Genomic DNA, 14,552 nt, shown 5'->3' with positions numbered 1-14,552 from the left:
CGAAGTTGAACGCGCAGCAGGTGGATGATGCTCCGATTTATCGTCTGCAGAAGTGCCATCTTTAGCGATATAAGGGAAATTCCTTAGCAGCAAGCGTGGGGGGAGTGCAGGCGTGCGGGCGTACGGCATGGGGCCGGCCCCGTGGTCGAGGTCCGGCCCCATGCGGTGCTGCGGGCTGAGCGAGGCCTGCGCTCAGGGGGTGTCGATGAACACCTGGGTGCTGAAGTCTGCCGTGGCCGGGCGGGCGAGCACGGGGTTGTCCAGCGCGTAGCGCAGGAAGGCGTCGGCGTAGGCGAGGAAGGTGTCGGTGCGACGCTCGCCGCTGATGGTGCCCAGCGTGGTGTAGCCGTCCTGGCCGTCGGCGATGAAGTCGTTGGTGATCACCCGGTAGCGGGCGCTGTCGTCGAGCGCGACCCAGCTGCCGCCAGCGTTGCGGTGCTCCAGGGCGCTGATGCGGCTGCCGCGCGGCTGGCGCAGGTCGACCTGCCAGCGCAGCGCGCCGGCGTAGGGGTAGGAGCCGGTGTTGCCGGCGACCACGCTCTGCATGGCGTCTTCGAGTGCGGCGCGGATCTCTGCGCCGCTCATGTCGAGTGCGACCAGCGTGTTCTTGAACGGCAGCACGGTGTAGATGTTGCCCACCGTGACCGTGCCCATGGCGAGGTCGACGCGCACGCCACCGCCGTTCTGCAGCGAAATGTCGGCGCCGCCAAAGCGCTGGCCCTGGCGCAGGAAGGCTTCGGCGACGAGTTGCTGGACGTCGCCGCCGTGGGCAATGACATGGGGGTCGTCGTTGCAGCCGGCGAGGCGCGAGCGCGAGCCGTCGCGGGCGGTGCCGGGCACGCGGCGCAGGCAGAGGTTGGTTTGCGCGTTGGCGACGGGCTCGGCGCCGAAGTCGGTCACCTGGCGGGTGTAGTCGGCGAGCACGCTGGCAGCCTGGGCGTTGGGCGCGGTGACGCGCAGCGCGGGCTGGCGGGCGAGGTCGGCCTGGGCGAAGGTGAGGGCGTCGCCGCTGAGCGTGCCCAGCGTGCTGCCGATGAGGACATGGGGCTGGCCGCCGCAGGACTTGACCTTGCCGCGGCCGTCGAAGACGACCTCCAGCTCGCCGACGACGGCGCTGTACTGCCAGGCCTGGGCGATGCAGACGGTGTTGCCGTCCTTGTCGGCAGCGACCGTGGGGTAGGCGCCGACCGGCGACAGACCGTAGTCGCGCAGGCTGTCGTCGCCGAGCAGGCTGTGCGAGTCGCCGCCGACGATGACGTCGACGCCCGACAGCTGCGCAGCCAGGGCCTGGTCCTGTGCATAGCCCATGTGGGTGAGCAGCACGATCTTGTCGATGCCTTGCGCGTGCAGGCGGTCGATCTCGCGCTGGGCGGCCTCGCGTTCGTCGAGCAGGCGGGTGCCGGGGTCGGGGCGCGATGCGTTCTGGGTTTTGTCGGCGATGGTGAGGCCGATGATGCCGATGCGCTCGCCGCCACGCTCGATCACCACGGCGGGGCGTACGCCGTCGCTGCCGATCGGCGAGCCCGCGCGCAGCGACAGGTTGGCCGACAGCAGCGGCGTGCGGCAGGTGGGGCTCGCCCACAGGTCGTCGATGAAGCTGCGCAGACCGGCATCACCCGCGTCGAATTCGTGGTTGCCCACTGCCATGGCGTCGAAGCACACCTCGTTCATCAGGTCGGCATCGGACTTGCCTTCGGTGAGGGTGTAGTAGAGCGTGCCGGTAATGGCATCGCCCGCGTGCAGCTTGAGGACATTGCCGTGGCGCGTGGCCAGCTCGTCGATCGCCGTCACCACGCGCGGAAAACCGCCCATGCCGACGCTGACGTTACTGCGCGTGCCGCTGGCGTCGGTGGCCAGGCGCAGCGTGGCGCTGGCTTCGTCGAGATTGGAGTGGTGGTCGTTGATGTGCAGGATTGCGAGCGGGAAGTCGGGCTTGGGTGTATCCGAATCGCTGATGCAACCTGCAAGCGCAAGCGCGCCCGCGAGGACGGCAACGGCCGGGATGACGGCGTGATTCATGAGGGACCTCGAATGGACAGGGAATGACACCCGGCAGTGTCCCTGCGTGATATGAAGTGCCTGTTAAAGCCAGCCCCAACGCCCCCTCGCGACGCGCGTTGGGTTTGCTGTAGGAGCGGCGCCAGCCGCGAGCTTTTAATCGGCTGCCCACCCACCCCCGTCGCCTTCAAACCCTCGCGGCTTGCGCCGCTCCTACAGGGGGGCGGCGCGCGTTGGGTTTGCCGTAGGAGCGGCGCCAGCCGCGAGCTTTTAATCGGCTGCCCACCCACCCCCGTCGCCTTCAAACCCTCGCGGCTCGCGCCGCTCCTACAGGGGGCGACGCGCGTTGGGTTTGCTGTAGGAGCGGCGCCAGCCGCGAGCTTTTAGTCGACCGTCCACCGACCCCTGTCGCCTTCAACCCCTCGCGGCTGGCGCCGCTCCTACAGGGGGCGACGCGCGGTGGGTTTGCCGTAGGAGCGGCGCCAGCCGCGAGCTTTTCATCGGCTGCCCGCCCACCCCCGTCGCCTTCAACCCCTCGCGGCTTGCGCCGCTCCTACAGGGGGGCGACGCGCGTTGGGTTTGCTGTAGGAGCGGCGCCAGCCGCGAGCTTTTAATCGGCTGCCCACCGACCCCCGTCGCCTTCAACCCCTCGCGGCTTGCGCCGCTCCTACAGGGGGGCGACGCGCGTTGGGTTTGCTGTAGGAGCGGCGCCAGCCGCGAGCTTTTCGGGCCGATCAGGCCTCTTCGTCGGCGAGCTTGAGGATGGCGCCGACGATGTCGGACATGGTGACGATGCCGGCGAGCTCGTTGGATGAGGTGACCAGCAGGCGGCGGACGCCGATATTGACCATGAGGCGGGCGGCGTGCTTGACGTCGAGCTCGCGCGAGATGGTCAGCGCTGGCTTTGCGCAGATGTCGTAGACATTGACGAGGTCGATGTCCCCCTCTTCGGCGACGATCGTCTTGAGGATGTTGGTGTAGGTGATGATGCCGTAGGCGTCATGGGCGTCGCGCTTCTCGACCACCAGCGACTTGACCTTGTTCTGCTTCATCACCCGCATGGCTTCGCGGATGGTTGCGAAGGGCGATACCGTCACCACTTCGCGCAACATGATGTCCTTGACCAGCATGGGGGCTCCTAGATGTCGTGCTTGATGTGCTCTTCGAACTGCTGGATCTGGCGCATGTCGATGCCGGCGATGTGCTCGAGCGGGATGGTGAACACCACGCCACGGCTGCTGTTCTTGAGGTCGAGCTCGCGGCTGAGGTTCTTGAGCACGGAGAGCGAGAGCTTCTTCTCGAGCACCATCACCAGTACGGACTGGCTACCCTCGTAGGTGAGGCCGAAGAAGGTCTTCTTTTCCGTGGCGCCGATGCCGCGCCCGTCCAGCAGTGTGACGCCGCCTGCGCCCGAGCGCTTGGCGATGTCGATCGCCTGTTCTTCGAGATCCTCGGCGAGGATCGCGACAAGTACCGAGAACTTCACGTTTTTTCTCCTGTCGGCTTGAACCGCTCGGCGTAAAGAGCATAGAGCATCACGGTTACGATGGGAAAGATCGAGGCAAACGCGATGAGGCCGAAGCCGTCGATGAGCACGTTGCGCCCCTCGATGTTGGTGGCCAGCCCGATGCCCAGCGCAGTAACGAGCGGTACGGTCACCTCGGACGTGGTGACGCCGCCGAGGTCGAAGGCGAGGGGGACGATGTACTTGGGCGCCAGCCAGGTCAGCGCAATGACCAGGGCGTAGCCGCCCATGATGTAGTAGTGGATCGAGTCGCCGGTGATGATGCGATGCACGCCGATGGTGATGCCGATGGCCACGCCGATGGCGACCAGGATGCGGATGTGGTTGGCGTTGAGCCGCCCCTTGCCGGCTTCTTCGGCCTTCTGGCCGATGGCGATCAGCGCGGGCTCGGCCATGGTGGTGGCAAAGCCGATCGACAGTGCGAACAGGTATACCCAGGTGTAGGTGTCGAGGGCGACGAGCTGTTCCGCCATGGCGCGCCCGACCGGGAAGAGCCCGAGCTTGAGCCCGATCACGAAGGCATAGAGGCCGACGATGACCATGACGAAGCCGCCCACGACCTTGTGCAGGTGGGCGATCGGCTTGCGGATCACGCCGTACTGGAAGAACAGGATGACGACGATGATCGGCGCCACGTCGCGGAACATGGTGAGCAGGTCGACGAGCATGCCGGTGAGTGCGCCGAGCATGCCGGCGGGCTCGGGAATAGCGGCCGCAGCGGCCTGGGCGATGCCGGCCGCGGGCTGCGCGGCGGCGAGCGCGGGGCCGGCGCCGAGGCTGTAGACGAAGATGCCGTAGAGCTGCACCGAGATCATCGGCACCATCACCGCCAGCGCGACCAGGCCAAAGCCGTGTGCGAGCGCGTTGCGGCCGCGGATCGATACCGCCAGGCCGATGCCGAGCGAGGCGATCAGGGGCACGGTGACGATATTGGTGGTGACCCCGCCCGAGTCATAGGCGAGGCCGACGATTTCCTCGGGCGCAAAGAAGGTGACGGTGACCACCAGCAGGTAGCCGATGATCATGTACCAGTGCAGCGAATGGCCGAGGATGGTGCGCACCACGCCGAGCGCAACCACCGCGCCGACCGATGTCGCCACCAGGAGGCGCAGGGTGAATCCGTCGACTCGCCCGGCGCTGATCGTTTCGGCCTGGCTGGCGACGGCGATCAGCGCTGGCTCGGCGATCACCGCGGAGAAACCGAGCGCGAACCCGAACGCCATCAGCAGTGGCAGGGAGCCGCGCTTGGCAAAGGCGTTGGAGAGGTTCTTGCCGATCGGGAAGATGCCCAGCTCCAGCCCTTGCAGGAACAGGGCCACGCCCACCACCACCACCAGCAGCCCCGCAACCATCGACCCCAGGCCATCCGGCACCGTCTGCAAGACGATGGCCTGGAAGAAGGCGACGACGACGACGATGGGGAGCAGGTTGCGGAAGGAGTGCTGCAGGAGGTGCAGGAAATCCTTGAGGCCGTTCAAGCGCGGTCACCTGATGGAGAGATGTTCGACCGACATTTTCGCATGGCGCCCAGGAATCGGGGCCAGTCGATGGCGACGCGCGCCGGGTTTGTCGTAGGAGCGGCGCCAGCCGCGAGCTTTTCATCGGCCGCCCACCGACCCCCGTCGCCTTCAACCCCTCGCGGCTGGCGCCGCTCCTACAGGGGGCGCCGCGCGTTGGGTTTGCTGTAGGAGCGGCGCCAGCCGCGAGCTTTTCAACGGGATTTACAGGCGGGCAAGCCAGTCGTCGGTGGCTGCGCAGATGATGTCGCAGGCCAGGGCGTGGTGGTCCTGGCTGAGGCGGTAGGGGTCGGGGACTTCGACCTTGGACCAGTGCCCCAGCAGGAAGAGCTTGCCGCGTGCGGTGGGGGCGAGGTGGGTGGCGTATTCGAGGTGGTGTTTTTCCATCACCAGGATGATGTCGGCCCAGCGGCTGATCTCGGGGGTGAGCTGACGGGCGCGGTGGGCGGAGAGGTCGATGCCGCGGGCAAGCGCGATGGCCTGGGTGTCCGCGTCTGCAGCGTGGCCGACCAGGGCGCCGGTGCCGGCAGAGGCGACGGTGGCCGTGCGGCCACGATCGGCCAGGCGCTGGCGCAGGACGGCCTCGGCGAGCGGGCTGCGACAGATGTTGCCGGTGCAGAGGGTGAGGATCTTTTCGAACATGGCGGCATTATAAGAAAAAAGCCGACGCCCCCTTGCGAGGGCGTCGGCTGGTGCGGCGTGACCGGAAGGTCAGGCAGCTTGCTTGCGACGGCGCATGACACCCAGGCCAGCCAGACCGAGGCCGAGCAGCGCCAGCGAGGCGGGCTCGGGCACGGCGGTGACGGCGATGTTACGCATGGCGAAGCTGCCGTCGGTCAGGTTGTAGGTGGGGCTCTGCATGTAAGCGATGCGCTCGGCCTGCGAGTCCGGACGGCCCTGCAGGAAGGCAGCGTAGTCGGCAGCAGCCAGCAGCACGCCAGCGCCGTCCCAGCCGGAGGCCGTTTCGGTGATGGACATGGTCACGCTGGTGTCGGTGATGGTGCCGGTGATGGCGACGGTGCCAGCGCCGGTGGGGTCGCTGAACGAGGTGCCGAGCAGGCCGTTGAGCAGGCCGAGCACGCCCATGGTGGTGGCGCCGTCATAGCTGCCGTTGAAGCCGAACGAGATCGGGCTGGAGATCAGGCCCATGCCGAAGACGAACGGATACACGCCCGGGGTGAGGCCGGAGACGTTGAGGTCGCCCGAGAACACCTGGACGTTCGAGCTGATCGTGCGGCTGACGGTACCGCCAGGGCCGTCGAAGAAGGTGGCTTCGGCGTAGCCGGTGCCGCCGGCGAGGCCGGGGCCGACGCTGACGGTGTAGCTGCCCGACGGGGCAGCGGCCAGCGACAGGCTGCCGGACAGGCCGGTGAGCGCCACGTTGTAGGTCAGCGGGGTGCCGTCGGCGAAGCCGCTGATGGCGAAGTCGCCAGCCAGCGACTGGACGTTGCTGACATAGGCGGCCGAGGCGCCGGTCGACACGGCGGTGAGGGCGGCGGTCGCGGCGAGAAGGGCGTATTTCTTCATTGTCTGGGTCCTTTTAATCGGTTGTTGAACCGGTTAAGAGATTGCGCCTGGCCGGGTGGTGCCAAGCGTGAGCTTAATCGCTGTGGCAACAAAGCAAGTCGGATGCCAGAAATACAAGTTATTGATTTTTATGTGGATGGTGCGATTTGATGGGGGTGCTTATGCCCCCGGTGTAAAAAAAACCGACACTCGGGGGCTGTTTGGCAGCCTTGTACCGCGACCTCGGTGTCAGGTGCGGAAGCGCCCCACAAGGCTCGACAGCGCGCTTGCGACGCGGGCGAGCTCTTCGGCCGTGTCCGAGCTGGTGCGTGCGGCGCCGCTGTTTTCTTCGGTCATGGCGGCGATGCGCTCGGCGTTGGATGCGACCTGCTGGATGGCGATGTCCTGCTCGCGGATGGTGTGGGCCATGCCCTGCACGCTCTGTGCGACGCGCTCGGAGCTGTCGCCGATGCTGCGTAGCGCGGCTTCGGTGCGCGATACGAGCTCGAGGCTGCCGCTGACGTTGACGCCCGCGGCCTGCATCGAGTCGACGGTGCTGTCGACGTGTTGCTGGATCTCGTGGATGAGGGTGCTGATCTCGCGGGTCGACGAGGCGGTGCGTTCGGCGAGCTTGCGCACTTCGTCGGCGACGACCGCGAAGCCGCGGCCTTGCTCGCCTGCACGCGCGGCCTCGATGGCGGCGTTGAGGGCGAGCAGGTTGGTCTGCTCGGCGATCTCGCGAATGACGCCGACGATGCCGCCGATCTGCTTGGAACTGGCAGCCAGCGATTGAACGTCGGCCTGCGATGCGGTGACCTGGCTGGCGGCTTGCTCCACGCGGCCGACCATCTCTTGCATGATGTCCAGCGCCGAGTGCGTGTCGGCCGAGGCCTTGTCGACCAGTTCGGCAGCCGTGGCGGCGCGCGTGGCCGTCTCGCTGACGCTGCTCGAGACTTCGGTGGCGGCAGCGGCCACGGTGGCGGCCGATTCGGCCTGGATGTCGGCGCTGCGGCTGAGCTGGGTGCTCGATGCCGAGATGGACGCCGCCGCAGACGACACCCCCTCACTGGACGTGCGCGCTTCGGACAGGATGTGGCGGAAGGTGCCGATGAGGTTGTTGAACGCTTGGGCGGTGCGCTGCACTTCGGTCACGCCTTCGACCGGGATGCTGCGGGTGAAGTCCTTTTCGCTGGAAACCTGCTCGGCGATGCGCACGGCCTGGCTGAGCGGGCGGCTGATGCTGCGCCCGAGCAGGGCCGACACCACCAGCGTGGCGCCAATGGCCAGGACCGACAGGCCGATGGTGATGTAGAGGGTGCGCGTGCTGCTGTCGACCAGTTCGCCTGCGAGCTTGGCGATCTCGCCGTTGACCTGGCGCTCCAGGGCATAGAGGCGGTCGATGTAGGCGGTGCTGGTCGCGAACCAGTCTGCGCCTTTGATGCCGAATTCGCCATACGTCATGCGCTCGCTCATGACATCGCGCATGCGCTTGACGGCTTCGAGTTCGGGCGAAGCCTCGATCTGCTTGAGCGCGGCCCGGGCGTCGCTGCCCGCCACCGAGCCGAACAGCTCGAAGAAGGCGCGCTGGCGGTTGATGCGTTCGCTGATGGTGCGGTGCTGCTCGGGCGTGACCCAGTCGGCGCTGAAGGCGGCGGTGGTGAGCGCGCGTTCCTGGCCTGCGGCTTCCTTGGCGCGGATGAGCGCTTCGAGCGCAGTGGAGCGCTGTCCGATCAAGGGGTCGGAGTTGTAATGCGCGGCCCCCGCGGCGAGCTGGATGAGGTTGTCGATGGTGGCGGTGTAGTAGCGCGTGCTCTCGCCGATGGCGATGCTCAGTTGTTGCGCCTGCCTGCGGATGTCGGCGAGTTGGGCGAGCTGGCTTTCGACGTCGGCGACCTGCTTCTGGGCGGTCGGCGTGTCGGCGGTGATGGTCTGCTGGTGCCGGCTGCGGAACTGCGCGAGGGCGGTGTCGGTGTCGCGCTGGAAGCCGGGCAGGACGTCACGCATCTGGGAGCCCGAGGAGCTGATGAAGCCCGCGGTCGAGCCGCGCTCGATCTGCAGTCGGTGCACCAGTTCGCTGACAGCGGCACTGAGCCCAGACAGTTGCGCGGTGGTTTCGGCCGAACGCGAGCGCTCGAGCGCCGATTGTCCGAGCATGACGGCCAGCACGATGATGACGATGAGTGGAAGGGCGACGATCAGGCCAAGGCGGCTGGCGATCGAACTTGATGGGCGGCTGACGGGTTCCATCTGCGGTCCTTTTCTGCGGCGAGTAGCGGGCTTTGGCTGCGATGTCCGAGACCATCTTCAGCGGATGTGTCTTGCAGTTATCGACACGAGGATCGCCGACTTTACGGATTTGTCGGTATCGATTCCATATCGGCGATCAATCTCGCAACGCAGGAAGCCGCACGGGGGCGCGCCGCGCGCCCCCGGGGCCGTGGTCAGCCCGCCAGGCGCGCGAAGGCGTCCACGACTTCGGGCGGCGCCTGCACCAGTTCGATGAGCACGCCCTCGCCACCGATCGGGAACTCGTCGTTGCCCTTGGGGTGCAGGAAGGTGATGTCGAAGCCGGCCGCACCCCGGCGGATGCCGCCAGGCGCGAAGCGCACGCCGTTGGCGCTGAGCCATGCCACCGCCTTGGGCAGGTCGTCCACCCACAGGCCGACGTGGTTGAGCGGGGTGGTGTGCACCGCCGGCTTTTTCTCGGGATCCAGCGGCTGCATCAGGTCGACCTCGACCTTGAACGGGCCTGCGCCCATCGCGCAGATGTCTTCGTCCACGTTCTCGCGTTCGGACACGAAGTTGCCGGTGACCTCCAGGCCAAGCATGTCGACCCACAGCGTCTTGAGTTTGTCCTTGCTCGGGCCGCCGATGGCGATCTGCTGGATACCGAGGATCTTGAAGGGGCGCTGCGACATGATGCCTCCAGTGAGGTGTTGAGTTAAGAATTCATAATTATAGAGGAAGTCGCAACAAATCCACCCCGGATGCCCCTTCGTGTAGGCGCGGCGCCAGCCGCGAGGGGGTTGAAGGTGATGGGGCTGGGTGGGACCCGAAAAAGCTCGCGGCTTGCGCCGCTCCTACAGCGAAGACCACCGCCGCGGGCCCCCGTAGGAGCGGCGCCAGCCGCGAGGGGTTGAAGGCGATGGGGCTGGGTGGGACCCGAAAAGCTCGCGGCTTGCGCCGCTCCTACAGCAAACCCAACGCGCGTTGCGGCCCCCGTAGGAGCGGCGCCAGCCGCGAGGGGTTGAAGGCGATGGGGTTGGGTGGGACCCGAAAAGCTCGCGGCTTGCGCCGCTCCTACAGCAAACCCAACGCGCGTTGCGGCCCCCGTAGGAGCGGCGCCAGCCGCGAGGGGTTGAAGGCGACGCGGCTCATCGCAGCCGCCCGGAAGAGCTCGCGGCTTGCGCCGCGCCTACAGCAGGCCGCGCCTACAGCAGGCCGCGGTGCCTGCATCAGGACCAGGCGACCTGGGCGGAGAAGAGGTAGCCGGCGCCGTACACGGTCTTGATGAGGCGCGGGTTGTGCGGGTCGTCGTCGAGCTTGCGGCGCAGGCGGGAGATGCGCACGTCGATGCTGCGGTCGAAAGGGTCGACGTCGCGTTCGCCGAGCAGTTGCTCGCGCGACAGGATCTTGTTGGGCCGCCGCAGCAGGGTGGCGAGCAGGCTGGCTTCGGCGGCGGAGAGGCTGATCTCGCGCCCGTCCGGGGCGCTGAGGGCGTGGCGGCTGGCGTCGAAGGTCCAGTCGGCGAAGCGGGCGATGGTGCGCTCGGTGGGGGTCTCGGGGGCGGCTGCGCGTTGGTAGCGGCGCAGGATAGAACGCACGCGGGCGACCAGCTCACGCGGTTCGAAAGGCTTGACGATGTAGTCGTCAGCACCGAGCTCGAGTCCGAGCACGCGGTCGGTGACGTCGTTGCGGCCGGTGAGGATGAGCACCGCGCATGGGCTGCCGTCCTGCAGTTCGCGCACGACCTGCATGCCGTCCATGTCGGGCAGGCCGAGGTCGACGATGCACAGGTCGGGGGCGCTGCGGCGTGCGCGCGCCAGCAACTGCTGGCCGGTGCTGACGTGTTCGCAGCGGAACCCGTATTCGCCCAGGCTCATGCAGATGAGGCGGGCGATCTCGGGGTCGTCCTCGAGCACCATGATGACGGGCGTGTTGGCGTCGGTCGCGGTCAGGGGCATGTTTGGCCGTGCTCCGGTTGGGGCGCTGTGGGGGCGGGCTGCGGTGCGAGCAGGTTGGCGAGTGCTGCGGCCAGGGTAGCCTGGTCGAAAGGCTTGCGCAGCGTGGGTACGTCGGCGGGGGCGACACCGGTGATGGCGCGTTCGCTGGCGTAGCCGGTGACGAGCAGGATCGGCAGCCCGGGGCGCAGCGCGCGGGCGCGCTGGGCGAGCTCGCGCCCGCCGATGCCGCCGGGCATGACGGTGTCGCTGACGAGCAGGGCAATGTCGTCGATGTTCTCCAGCAGCTCCAGGGCCTCGACGCCATTGCTGGCTTCGATCACCGGATAGCCGTTGGCGGTGAGTTGCATGCGGATCACCTTGCGCACTTCGGGTTCGTCTTCGACCAGCAGCACCGGACCGTCGAGCATCGGTCGCGCGGCCGGCGGCTCGGCTGCCTTGCGGTTCTCGGCCGGGGTGGCCTCGGCCGTGGGCAGCACGAAGCGCACATGCGTGCCCGCGCCAGGGGTGCTGCGGATGCGGATGTTGCCGCCGGACTGGCGGACAAAGCCATACACCATCGACAAGCCGAGACCGCTGCCGCCACCAAAAGGTTTCGTGGTGAAGAAGGGCTCGAACACGCGCTGCAGCACGGCGGGCTCGATACCGGCGCCGGTGTCGGAGACGTCGATCTGCACGTAGGCGCCGGGGGCGAGCTCGCCGACCTGGGCGAGGGTGCCTTCGAGGGTGCGGCGCTTGACGGTGATGGTGAGCTCGCCGCCTTCGGGCATGGCGTCGCGCGCATTGATGGCGAGGTTGAGGATGGCGTTCTCGAGCTGGTGCGGGTCGACCAGGGCGTACAGCGGGTCGCTGGGCAGGCGCAGGCGCACCCGCACGGTTTCGCCGAGGGTGCGCACCAGCAGGTGGGTCATGTTGTGCACGAGGGCGCTGACCTCGACCGAGGTCGGTTCGAGCGACTGGCGGCGCGAGAAGGTGAGCAGGCGGCGGATGAGTTCGGCGCCCCGGCGCGCGGCCTGCAGCGAGGGGGCGACGTACTCGGAGCCGGCGCCGCCGCCGATGCGCTCGTTGAGCACCGACAGGTTGCCGATGATGATGGTGAGCAGGTTGTTGAAGTCGTGCGCGAGCCCGCCCGTGAGTTGGCCGACGGCTTCCATCTTCTGCGCCTGGATGAGTGCGGCCTGGTGGGCTTTCTGTTCGGTGATGTCGATCGACAGCACGAAGAAGCCGACCGTGGTGCCGTCGGCGTCGGCTTCGGGGACGACCACGCTGCGCGCGTGCACGGTGCGGCCATCGGCGAGGCGGCGGGCGTACTCGTAGGTGACGCGCTCGCCGTCGAGGGCGCGGGCGAGGTGGGGGACGATCTGGGTATAGCTGTCCTCGCCGAAGACCTCGTGGATGCTGCGGCCGATGATCTCGTCCTTGCCCAGGCCGAACCAGTCGGCGTAGCCCTTGTTGGCGAAGCGGTAGATCTCGCCGCGGTCGACGTAGGCGATGAGGGCGGGGATGGAGTCGATGATGAGCTGCAGGCGGTTTTCGCTGCGGCGCAGGGCCTCGGCGATATCGTCGATCTCGATGTTGGCGCGGGCGAGGCGTTTGTTGGCGGCCTCGAGTTCGGCGGTGCGCTCGCGCACGCGCTCCTCGAGGCGTACGTTCTGCTGCTCCATCACGCCTTCGTAGCGGCGTTGCTCGGTGATGTCGGTCCACAGCGACACGAAGCCGAGGTTGGGGATGGGGACGCCGCGGACGGCGAGGATGCGGCCGTTGGGTCGTGCGCGCTCGACGTAGTGCGGCTGGAAGCTGCGTGCAGCGGCGACGCGTTCGCGGATGAGGGTGTCGATGTCGCCCTGGCCGTACTCGCCGCGCTCGGCATTGAAGCGCACGAAGTCTTCGAAGGGCGTGCCCACGCGCACCATGGACTCGGGGAAGTCGAGCAGGCGCAGCAGCGCCTTGTTCCAGGTGACGAGCTTTGGGGTGGCGTCGAACACCGCGATCGCCTGGTCGAGCAGGTCGAGGCCGGCGAGCAGCAGGTCGTAGCGCCGGCGCTGTTCGGGCGACAGCGCGGAATAGGTGATGCTCTCCTCGTCGGCCTTCGCCATGCTGTGTCGCTCTCCGTCGTGGTTGCTGTCACGCGATGTTTGCACAATCGGCCGTGCGCCGCGACAGGCTGCTGCATGGCGCGTGCCCGTGCGCCCTGTCCGGTGCCGCCGTAGGAGCGGCGCCAGCCGCGAGCTTTTCGTCGGCCGCCCACCTGCCCACATCGCCTTCAACCCCTCGCGGCTGGCGCCGCTCCTACAGGGGGGAGATGCGCGTTGGGTTTGCCGTAGGAGCGGCGCCAGCCGCGAGCTTTTGGTCTGCGGCCCACACCTGCCCACGTCGCCTTCAACCCCTCGCGGCTGGCGCCGCTCCTACAGGGGGAGATGCGCGTTGGGTTTGCCGTAGGAGCGGCGCCAGCCGCGAGCTTTTTGTTTGCCGCCCCCGCATGGCGCACAGCCCTGCAGTTTGGCCAAGAATTGACGCTTACGTCAACGTCACGTTGTCTTTTCCGCCTGCGCAAGCTGCAGCCGGAACCGCTCGGGTGACACGCCCGACCACGATACGAAGGCGCGGTAGAAGGTGGAGGGGTCGGCGTAGCCGAGTTCGGCGGCGATGTGGGCGATGGGCTGGGCGGTCTTGGTCAGCCGCGCATAGGCGATGTCGCGCCGGGTGGCGTCCTTGATGGCGCGGAAGCTCGAGCCCTCTTCCTCGAGGCGACGGTGCAGCGTGCGCGGCGACAGGTGCAGGCGGGCGGCCGCTTTTTCCAGCGACAGGCTGTGGGGCAGGGCGTCGCGCAGCAGGTCGCGGACGCGGAACACCATCTCGCGGTCGCGGCGATAGAGGGTGGTGATCTTGCCCGGCGCGCCGTCGAGGAAGCTGGCGAGCGCGGCCTCGTCGCGGCGCAGGGGGAGGTCGAGCAGGTTGGCCTGCAGTTCGGCGACCAGGTGTTCCGCGTCGAAGCTGGAGTGTTCGGTGTAGACCAGCGCGTAGTCGTCGGCGTGCGCTGGTCGCGGGTAGGGAAAGCGAACGGCGTCGAGGGCGAGGCCGCGGCCGACGAACCAGCTTGCCACGCCATGCAGCAGGCGCAGCAGCCATTCGTACGCGAACACGCGGGCGGGGTCGTCGGCCAGGGGGCCGAGCCGGCCTTCATCGTCGATCAGGAGCCTTGCCTGCGCGCCGTCACGCTGCAGTTCGACGCGAAAGCCCGGCAGTACGATGCGCAGAAAGCGGATTGCCCGCCCGAGCGCCTTGTCGAGCGTTGGTGCGCCGAGCATGGCGCGGCAGAGGAATTCGAAGCTGCCCGGCGGCATCGGCTGTGGCAGCAGGCCGAAGGCTTCGTCGTCGAGCGCTTCGATGCACAGGTTGTAGAGCAGCGCGTAGCGCTCGACGGGAATGCGGCTGGCTGTATCTGCAAGGTCGATGCCGGCACGGGAGAGCAGGGGCGCCGGGTCGTGGCCGCGGCGCACGTAGCCGGCAAGCATGCCGCTGACGAAGCCGGGCGCTACCGTGGCGCGGCCGCGGCGCAGGCGTGGGGGCAGCGTGGAGTGGGGGGCGGTGTCGGGCATGGTTGTTCGAGCGCACAGAATCGTTATTGCCATGGGCGAGTCGCCTTCAAACCCTCGCGGCTTGCGCCGCTCCTACGGGGAGGGGCGATGCGTGCCGGGCGCCGCGCCTACGGGGGGCGGTGCGCGGCGGGGGTGTTGTTGGCGGATTTTGCACGATTAGCGTCGGCAAGCGCAATGGCAATGGCGGTGTCGGGCTTCTAAGATTGCAGGGTTAGATCTCATCCAA

11 protein-coding genes are annotated in these 14,552 nt (G+C 67.8%); all 11 read right to left on the bottom strand.

Going from position 1 to position 14,552, the window contains the following annotated elements; genetic code table 11:
* Positions 1 to 192 precede the first annotated feature (192 nt).
* Positions 193 to 2,019, bottom strand: coding sequence for a bifunctional metallophosphatase/5'-nucleotidase (locus P7F68_RS01825; RefSeq protein WP_277830178.1), 1,827 nt, complete (start codon positions 2,017 to 2,019; stop codon positions 193 to 195).
* A gap of 713 nt (positions 2,020 to 2,732) precedes the next feature.
* Positions 2,733 to 3,128 carry a CBS domain-containing protein gene (locus P7F68_RS01820; RefSeq protein ID WP_002933939.1) on the bottom strand — a complete coding sequence of 132 codons (396 nt, stop codon included), beginning with the start codon at positions 3,126 to 3,128 and terminating at the stop codon, positions 2,733 to 2,735.
* A gap of 8 nt (positions 3,129 to 3,136) precedes the next feature.
* On the bottom strand, positions 3,137 to 3,484 hold the full coding sequence (locus tag P7F68_RS01815; RefSeq protein ID WP_004248848.1) for a hypothetical protein: 348 nt from the start codon (positions 3,482 to 3,484) through the stop codon (positions 3,137 to 3,139).
* Positions 3,481 to 5,001, bottom strand: coding sequence for a DUF1538 domain-containing protein (locus P7F68_RS01810; RefSeq protein ID WP_277830173.1), 1,521 nt, complete (start codon positions 4,999 to 5,001; stop codon positions 3,481 to 3,483). The genes P7F68_RS01815 and P7F68_RS01810 overlap by 4 nt, the downstream gene beginning before the upstream one ends.
* A gap of 243 nt (positions 5,002 to 5,244) precedes the next feature.
* Positions 5,245 to 5,682 carry a low molecular weight protein-tyrosine-phosphatase gene (locus tag P7F68_RS01805; protein ID WP_277830170.1) on the bottom strand — a complete coding sequence of 146 codons (438 nt, stop codon included), beginning with the start codon at positions 5,680 to 5,682 and terminating at the stop codon, positions 5,245 to 5,247.
* Between the two features lie 69 nt (positions 5,683 to 5,751).
* Positions 5,752 to 6,567 (bottom strand): PEP-CTERM sorting domain-containing protein, encoded by an 816-nt coding sequence (locus P7F68_RS01800; RefSeq protein ID WP_277830168.1) that lies wholly within the window; start codon positions 6,565 to 6,567, stop codon positions 5,752 to 5,754.
* 228 nt (positions 6,568 to 6,795) lie between these two features.
* Complete coding sequence (locus P7F68_RS01795; protein ID WP_004248851.1) at positions 6,796 to 8,793, bottom strand: methyl-accepting chemotaxis protein; 1,998 nt, start codon at positions 8,791 to 8,793, stop codon at positions 6,796 to 6,798.
* 194 nt (positions 8,794 to 8,987) lie between these two features.
* A complete protein-coding gene (locus P7F68_RS01790; protein ID WP_277830164.1) occupies positions 8,988 to 9,464 on the bottom strand; it encodes a VOC family protein in 477 nt (158 codons plus the stop codon).
* Positions 9,465 to 10,001: 537 nt separating this feature from the next.
* Positions 10,002 to 10,730 (bottom strand): response regulator transcription factor, encoded by a 729-nt coding sequence (locus P7F68_RS01785; RefSeq protein ID WP_002934289.1) that lies wholly within the window; start codon positions 10,728 to 10,730, stop codon positions 10,002 to 10,004.
* Positions 10,721 to 12,823: a PAS-domain containing protein gene (locus P7F68_RS01780; protein WP_004249046.1), complete on the bottom strand. Its 2,103-nt coding sequence runs from the start codon at positions 12,821 to 12,823 to the stop codon at positions 10,721 to 10,723. The genes P7F68_RS01785 and P7F68_RS01780 overlap by 10 nt, the downstream gene beginning before the upstream one ends.
* A gap of 432 nt (positions 12,824 to 13,255) precedes the next feature.
* Positions 13,256 to 14,326: an AraC family transcriptional regulator gene (locus tag P7F68_RS01775; RefSeq protein ID WP_277830561.1), complete on the bottom strand. Its 1,071-nt coding sequence runs from the start codon at positions 14,324 to 14,326 to the stop codon at positions 13,256 to 13,258.
* Between the last annotated feature and the right edge of the window lie 226 nt (positions 14,327 to 14,552).

Source organism: Thauera mechernichensis, assembly GCF_029588855.1.
In the GTDB taxonomy this organism is placed as follows: domain Bacteria; phylum Pseudomonadota; class Gammaproteobacteria; order Burkholderiales; family Rhodocyclaceae; genus Thauera; species Thauera mechernichensis.
The sequence above is the reverse complement of the archived record's forward strand: the minus strand, read 5'-3'. Positions and strand labels throughout refer to the sequence as shown.